A 6704-nucleotide genomic window follows, 5' to 3' on the forward strand; every position below is an offset into this window, starting at 1 on the left:
CTGATGACTCGTGGATGACCACCCTCGTCCCTACGATCGCCACGAAGGGTGACCGATGACCGGCTTCACGGTGGACGGGCCGGTGGGTGCCCCGGCCCCGCGACGCCGCGTCCCCTATTGCCGGTCGCGCTTAATCGGCCACGTCGTGCTGACGGTGCTGAGCCTCGCCTGCATCGTCCCGATCGGCTGGATGTACGCGACGTCGCTGCGCCGTCCCAGCGATGTCTACGGCTCGTCGCTCCTTCCCTGGCCGCTGTCGCTGGGCAACTACCGGCACGCAGCGGAGGTCGTCCCGATCGGAGCGCTGCTCCTCAACACGGCCGTCGTGGCGGCGTTGACCGCTGCGGGACAGCTGCTGACCGGTCTGCTCGCCGCCTACGCGTTCACGGCCTGGCGCTTTCCCGGCCAGCGGCTGCTCTATCTGCTGTTCGTGGGAACGTGGTTGGTGCCGTTCCAGGTGACGATGGTGCCCAACTACACGCTGCTGTTCCGGCTCGGTCTGCTGAACACACTCGCCGGCGTGGTCATCCCGACGCTGTGCACCGCCCTGAGCGTCCTGCTGCTGCGCCAGCACATGGAAAGCTTCCCCAAGGACCTGCTGGACGCAGCCCGCATCGACGGGCGGTCGTCCTGGTCGACGCTGTGGACGGTCGTCGTGCCCAACCTGCGGCCGGCGCTGGCCGCCCTCGGGATCGTGCTGTTCATCAATGCGTGGAACGAGTACTTCTGGCCGTCGCTGGTGCTCCAGCAGGCGAACTCGATGATCCAGCTTGGGCTGCGCGGCTTCCTCGGGGGGACCGAGGGAAACGACTGGGGCGGAATCATGGCCGCATCGGGGCTGTCCTGCCTGCCGATCTTCGCCCTCTACCTGATTCTCCAGCGGCACATCGTCAACGCGTTCGTGCACTCCGGCCTGCGGTAATACCCGGGCGGCCCCGGCCCCGGCCCCGGCGCAGCGTCGGCCAGCCGGGATGGTTACCGGCCGGCCGCCGCAGGCATGGACGGCGTGATCGGCTACGTGGCCTCGCTCACACCGCCGCCTTCTCGGTCTCCAGCAGATCCTGCAGTTCACGCACTGCTTCCCGGAGCTTGTCGGCAAAGACGAACATGTCGTCGGCCACCGGGCGCGGTGTGCTCAGGTAGAGGTTGAAGCGGTCCGGCAGCAACACATAGGCGATGCCGATGCACCGGCTGCTGGTCGACCCGAAACCGAAGTACTCGACGTTGACCGACGGTGCGGAGCTGGTACTCAGATAGTCGTCCCGCATCGTGAGCCAGCCCGGGGTCTCGTACAGGGCAGGCGCCGCGGGCACCCCCAGCGCTTCGCCGCGCCGCTGCGCAATCAGCGCCAGCTCCCACAGGTGCTGCTCGGGAGCCTGCCCCGTCTGGCACGCCTTCGCCCGTTCCACGTGCGCGTCGGCAGCTGCCCGGAATGCGGCGTTGCGGGTTGCCACATCCACGTCGGGGTCATCCATCATGGCGACGAAACGCATCACCTCGGGCGTGACAACGCGCATCGCCTCGGTACGCCCGCGCCGGTACTGTCGGGTGGCGATCGACTCGTAGGTGGCGCCGACCATTCCTTTGGCGCGCTGGTGAGCGAGTTGATAGGCCAGCTGCACGAATGCATCAGGCGACATCCCCAGCGCCTTGGCCCGGTTTCCACCGAAATCCTCGAACGACGCGATGGTGGTGGCGACGTTGGCCCCGTACGCGGCGAACGCGGCACCCGCGGCCCGCACATCGGCCCGCAGGTCACCATCGAGCACGAACTCGACGGGCGTGACGCTCGGCAGGCCCTGGGCCAGCGACCCCGACCGCGCCGAGTGCTCCTGCGCCGATGCACCCAGCAGCGCGTCGACAAAACTGAGGACCGTCGTCCCATCCAGACCGCAATGCTCCACATTGATACCGGCGGTGCCGTCGCCGAAAACGATCAGGGACACGGCCTTGTCGAACCACCGATTACCGCTGTCACCGTGCAGGAGGTTGTCACATGCCGCCAGCGTGTGCGCGGGTACGAAATCCTCCAGACACACGCAGAACAGCGCGGTTTCCACCGCGTCGAGCGCGTCGGCGTTGCCGGGATGGCAGCCGAGCAGCGCGTGGCGAGTAGCCGCCCACTGTGCCCGGGCCATGGTGGTGAGATGGCCGACCGACTGCTCCGGTGCAGCCCGCACCGCACCGGCCTTCATGATTGACTGCAGACCCGCCACGAGATCGTCCAACGTGTGGGGGCGACCAGCCGGGCCCAGCACGTCCATGCGGAACATGTGCCCCCGGAAAAACACCACGATGTGGCGCGCCCGGGATGGGCCCGGGCACTGTTCGCTGTAGGGGGCGCGGACGGTATCCTGCACAGGTCCGGGTATACGCGTGGTGGCGAACAGGAACTTGTTCTGCTCCATCGAGAGAGCCTGCCCGCGCGCGACGATCGGCGCTACGAGTTCCTCGTCGAGCGCCAGCTTGTAGTTGACGGCCCCGGCGATGAGCCCGGCCGCCCGGTCCACCTGTTGCAGGCCGGCGTCCTTGAACAGAAAAAAGTAATTCGCATTGATCGCAATGCGGTCGCGTCGACCCAGATACCGGGACTGCCAGAATGTGTCGAGCCAGCTGTGCACCCCATCACCGGCGTTGTACTCCTCAAGCGCCGCGTGGAGTTTGTGACCGGCACCGTCCGGTTCGCGGAAGGAGGCCACCGCGGCTTCGGTCGTCGCCAGCTCGGCCGCGGTCAACAACGGTGCACACCACGCGAGGAATCGCTCGCAGCTCGCCGCCACGGTCGGCAACGGCACCCGCGGCAGCCGGTCCTCATTGCCAAAGGTACGGGTAGACCAATCCTGATCAGATTTCGCGTTCATCGTCAACCTCGGTGGTTTCGGAGAGCTGGATGATTCGTTGCTCGTTGCCAGATCCACGACCGCGTAACTTTTCGTGTCACGCGGCCGAGAGACGTGGAGCTGCGCGTACAGCCAGCCGTCGGCTTCCAGCCCGCGCGGATCAACACCGACGGCCCACAGCGTGTCCAGGACGAGTGACTGCTCCTGCGGGGAGGCGAACCGCCGCTGCTTGAACACATGTTCGATGTGTACGGTTTCATATCCCAGCCCGGCCAGGCTCTCGGCTACCGGTTCGAACGGGAACATCCGCAGGACGAAATGCGCCATCCACGGCCTGCGCTCGCTGTTGGCGCTGACAACCCGTGCAATGGTCCGCTCCGTGACGTAACCGAGGCAGCCGGTCGAGATAACAAGATCCACCCCGGTGAACTGCTGGCATTGTCGTTCCGTGGGGTCGCGCTGTTCGAGGTCGGCGTATACCACGTCGTCGACAAAGCCGGCCGAGAGCGCATAGGAAAGGGCGGGGTGGGACGTGTCGAGGCCCACGAACCGGGTGCACGTGCGGCGATTACGCGAACGGACCAGCTCCCGGTCGCGGGTCAGCAGCGTACTGCGGGTCTGCGACCGGGCATCGATGCCGCAGTAACGCTCATACAGCTCGTCCATAGTCACGTCGAATTTCAACAGAGCGGCATTGATGCCGTATGAGCAGCCGATGTCCAGGATATTTGGAGCCCGGTTCTGCTGTAAGCTCCGGTATTCCTCGATAAGTTTTGTAAAATAGGGTTTGGCGAGCTGCGGGATGCGGTAGTCGAGCGCGCGCAACGTACTGAAATAGGCGCGCGGATCGGGTTGCGTGTAGATGTGGTCGAGGGAAATTTTTCCGGTGGTGTCGAAATGCACGGGTTATGCTCCTCCCTGGTTTACAGAACAGGCAACGGTCCGGCGTCGTAGGCAGCACGCCAGCAAGCTCCTAATCCAGTAGTCGGTCGACCCGCACAACGTTTCCCTCGGCCGCCAGATGTTGTGGCAGCACGCGACCGAAAAGCTGCCTCGTCCGCGTCACGCTGCCGACGACACCAGGGCGTTCGCTATATGCGAAGATCGCCGAGTGGCGTGCTGTATCGCCGTGCACAGAGCTCACCCGGTGCATCGAATAACGGCCTTTGAACAGCTGAAGATCACCCGGGCGCAACGACAGCCGACGAATCAGGTGCCCACCGCGGCCGGCCAACACGGCCCGCACGTCGTCGAAATTCTCCGCCTGCGCGGACCTGATGTCCGGGCAATACTCGAACACACCACCGGCTCGCGGTTCCCGGGTGAGCAGACTCACCGCGAACTCATTTGTATCGAAATGCCAGGGATGCTCCATTCCTGGCATGACGACATTGAGGCACAGCCCGGCAAGGGGGTCTGCGAGCTCGTGGAGGCGGCCCAGCCCGAAGCAGTCCGCGATGAAGCGCTGAAACAGTTCGTCGGTGTAGAGCCGATGGATGATGAAATCCTCGGGTATGCGATCGCGTGCCACAAACGCATTGCCGCGCCGCATGGCGACGGAAGCAGGATGATCTTCGTGAAGGATCGCGTCCGGTGCGATGTTGTAGGCGTTCACCGTTTCGACCTCGTAATACGCCGCCGGCGCGATCGTCGCGCATTCCTGCTGTAATTCTTCACACCGGGACGGCCTGATAAAACCAGGCAGGACGCTGCAGCCGGTATTGTGCAGCTCGCGGCGGGTGCGAGAAACCACGTACTTCCAGTCGGCTCCGGTCGGCGCTGCCAGGGGATAGCGAGCCGTGTCGACCACCCGTCCAACCACCCGTGCCCCCGATGTGCTCATGAGGATCCTCCCCATCTGCCAGGGGCACCGCCCTGGGCCGGGACACCCCAATCGACTCGGCAATCCCTGTGTGTGGCGCCCATCCACAGCCAGCGATTCAGCACATTGTTGCTCGTAATTCAATTGCCGTGAAGTCGTTTGTGACATGCGACACTAAGAGCGCCCGGCAACAGGGGCGTGGATCAAGGAGCGGGGCTGGGGCGCGTAGATCGCGAGGCGGAGGAGGAAGTCACCCTGGTGTTGGGTGGCGACCGACGACAACACAGCGAGGTGCGTGCCCCAGCCCCGCGACGCCACGTCCCCTATTGCCGGTCGCTCTATGAACACCCCGGCAAGATCGATTCTGCTGTCTGCCGGGGTGGACGCGGATCAGGGACGCGGATCAGGGACGCGGTACCGCCGTGATCTCGTTGATGAGGGACGTGTCGTGCTCGGCCCGGCAGAACCGGGGGTGGTCGAGGACACCGCGCAGAAAGCCGGCGGTCGTTGTCACCGTCGGACCACTCAGGCGCAGCTCGTCGAGTGCCCGACGCATCCGCGCGAGTGCCTGGTCTCGATCGGGTGCCCAGACGACGACCTTGGCCAGCAGCGAGTCGTACAGCGCCGGAATGCGGTAGCCGGCGAAGACATGGGTGTCGACGCGGACGAACGGGCCGCCGGGCAGCGAGAACTCGCTGACCACCCCCGGCGTCGGCGTGAAACCCGCCGTCGGGTCCTCGGCGTTGATCCGGCACTCAATCGCGACGCCGCGCGCGGCGACGTCGTCCTGGGAGAACCCGAGCGGTTCACCGGCGGCGACGCGTAGCTGTTCGCGGACCAGATCCATCCCGGTGACCATCTCGGTGACCGGATGCTCCACCTGGAGCCGGCAGTTGACCTCCATGAAATAGAACTGACCGGCCGGGTCGACCAGGAACTCGAAGGTGCCCGCGCCCACATAACCGACCGCCAGTGCGCCGCGGACCGCGGCGTCACACATGCGCTCGACGGTGTCGGCGGGCAGTCGCGGAGCGGGCGTCTCCTCCACGAGCTTCTGGTGACGACGCTGCAACGAGCAGTCGCGCGCGCCGAGGTGGACGACGTTACCGTGGGTGTCGGCGAGGATCTGCACCTCGACGTGGCGCGCGGACTGCAGATAGCGCTCCACGTAGAGCCGCCCGTCGCGGAACACCGCCTGGGCGCTGGCTCGAGTCTCGCTGTAGGCGCGAAGGAACGCGTCGGGGTCATCGACCACGGCCATGCCGCGCCCACCGCCGCCGGCCACCGCCTTGATGATGACCGGGAATCCGATTCCGGCCGCGAACTCCGCTGCCTCGTCGGCGTGGTCGAGTGCGTCCCGGCTACCCGCCAGCAGCGGCAGCCCGGCCTCGGACATGATCGAACGGGCGCTGGCCTTGTCGCCAAGGCAGTTCATCACCGACGCCGGCGGCCCGACGAAGGTGAGGCCCTCCTCTTCGCACACCTCGGCGAAGTCCGCGTTCTCCGACAGGAAACCGTAGCCGGGGTGGATCGCGTCGGCACCCCAGCCCCGCGCCGCCTCGATCACAGCCGGGATGTGCAGATAGCTCGTCTTGGCCGGGCCGGGCCCGATCTGCACCGCCTCGTCGGCGAACCGGACGACCGCCGAGTCGCGATCGGCGGCGGAGTGGACCGCCACCGTGGCAAGACCCAGTTCACGGCAGGTGCGGGCCACCCGCAACGCGATCTCACCACGGTTGGCGATCAGCACTTTTTTGATCATCGGCCGGCACCGGTGGTGGTGCCGGCGGCCACCGCCAGCAGTGGCTCGCCGTGCTCGACAGGGGTACCGTCGGTTACGAACAGCTCAACGACGCGGCCGGAGACGTCCGCCTCCACCGGGATCATCAGCTTCATCGCCTCGATGATCGCAACCTGCTGGCCCCGGACGATCGTGTCGCCTTCGGCGACAAACGGCTTGGCCCCAGGCTCGGATGCCCGGTAGAACACACCGACCGTGCCGGCACGCAGGACGTGGACGTCGGTGTCCGGCTCGGCCCGCA

The 6704-nt window shown here is 66.1% G+C and carries 5 protein-coding genes; 1 reads left to right on the forward strand and 4 read right to left on the reverse strand.

The window, feature by feature from the left end; all coding sequences use genetic code 11:
* Window positions 1-55 precede the first annotated feature (55 nt).
* On the forward strand, window positions 56-922 hold the full coding sequence (locus U9980_RS18640) for a carbohydrate ABC transporter permease (protein WP_322769086.1): 867 nt from the start codon (window positions 56-58) through the stop codon (window positions 920-922).
* 106 nt (window positions 923-1028) lie between these two features.
* On the opposite strand, the gene U9980_RS18645 is transcribed toward U9980_RS18640, so the two are convergent.
* The 4 genes from U9980_RS18645 to U9980_RS18660 form a co-directional block, all read right to left on the reverse strand.
* Window positions 1029-2861 (reverse strand): choline/carnitine O-acyltransferase, encoded by a 1833-nt coding sequence (locus tag U9980_RS18645; RefSeq protein ID WP_322769090.1) that lies wholly within the window; start codon window positions 2859-2861, stop codon window positions 1029-1031.
* A gap of 952 nt (window positions 2862-3813) precedes the next feature.
* Complete coding sequence (locus U9980_RS18650) at window positions 3814-4683, reverse strand: arpA protein (protein WP_322769087.1); 870 nt, start codon at window positions 4681-4683, stop codon at window positions 3814-3816.
* A gap of 382 nt (window positions 4684-5065) precedes the next feature.
* On the reverse strand, window positions 5066-6424 hold the full coding sequence (locus tag U9980_RS18655) for an acetyl-CoA carboxylase biotin carboxylase subunit (RefSeq protein ID WP_322769088.1): 1359 nt from the start codon (window positions 6422-6424) through the stop codon (window positions 5066-5068).
* A partial coding sequence (locus tag U9980_RS18660; protein WP_322769089.1) for an acetyl-CoA carboxylase biotin carboxyl carrier protein occupies window positions 6421-6704 on the reverse strand: 284 nt, incomplete at its 5' end. The genes U9980_RS18660 and U9980_RS18655, both read right to left, overlap by 4 nt.

This window comes from Protofrankia sp. Cr1 (assembly GCF_963555865.1).
GTDB lineage: Bacteria > Actinomycetota > Actinomycetes > Frankiales > Frankiaceae > Protofrankia.

What these genes read in the sequence shown, in the direction of transcription:
- U9980_RS18655 (WP_322769088.1), bottom strand. Translation starts at nt 6,424, where the DNA reads ATGATCAAAAAAGTGCTGATCGCCAACCGTGGTGAGATCGCGTTGCGG.
- U9980_RS18650 (WP_322769087.1), bottom strand. Translation starts at nt 4,683, where the DNA reads ATGAGCACATCGGGGGCACGGGTGGTTGGACGGGTGGTCGACACGGCT.
- U9980_RS18645 (WP_322769090.1), bottom strand. Translation starts at nt 2,861, where the DNA reads ATGAACGCGAAATCTGATCAGGATTGGTCTACCCGTACCTTTGGCAAT.
- U9980_RS18640 (WP_322769086.1), top strand. Translation starts at nt 56, where the DNA reads ATGACCGGCTTCACGGTGGACGGGCCGGTGGGTGCCCCGGCCCCGCGA.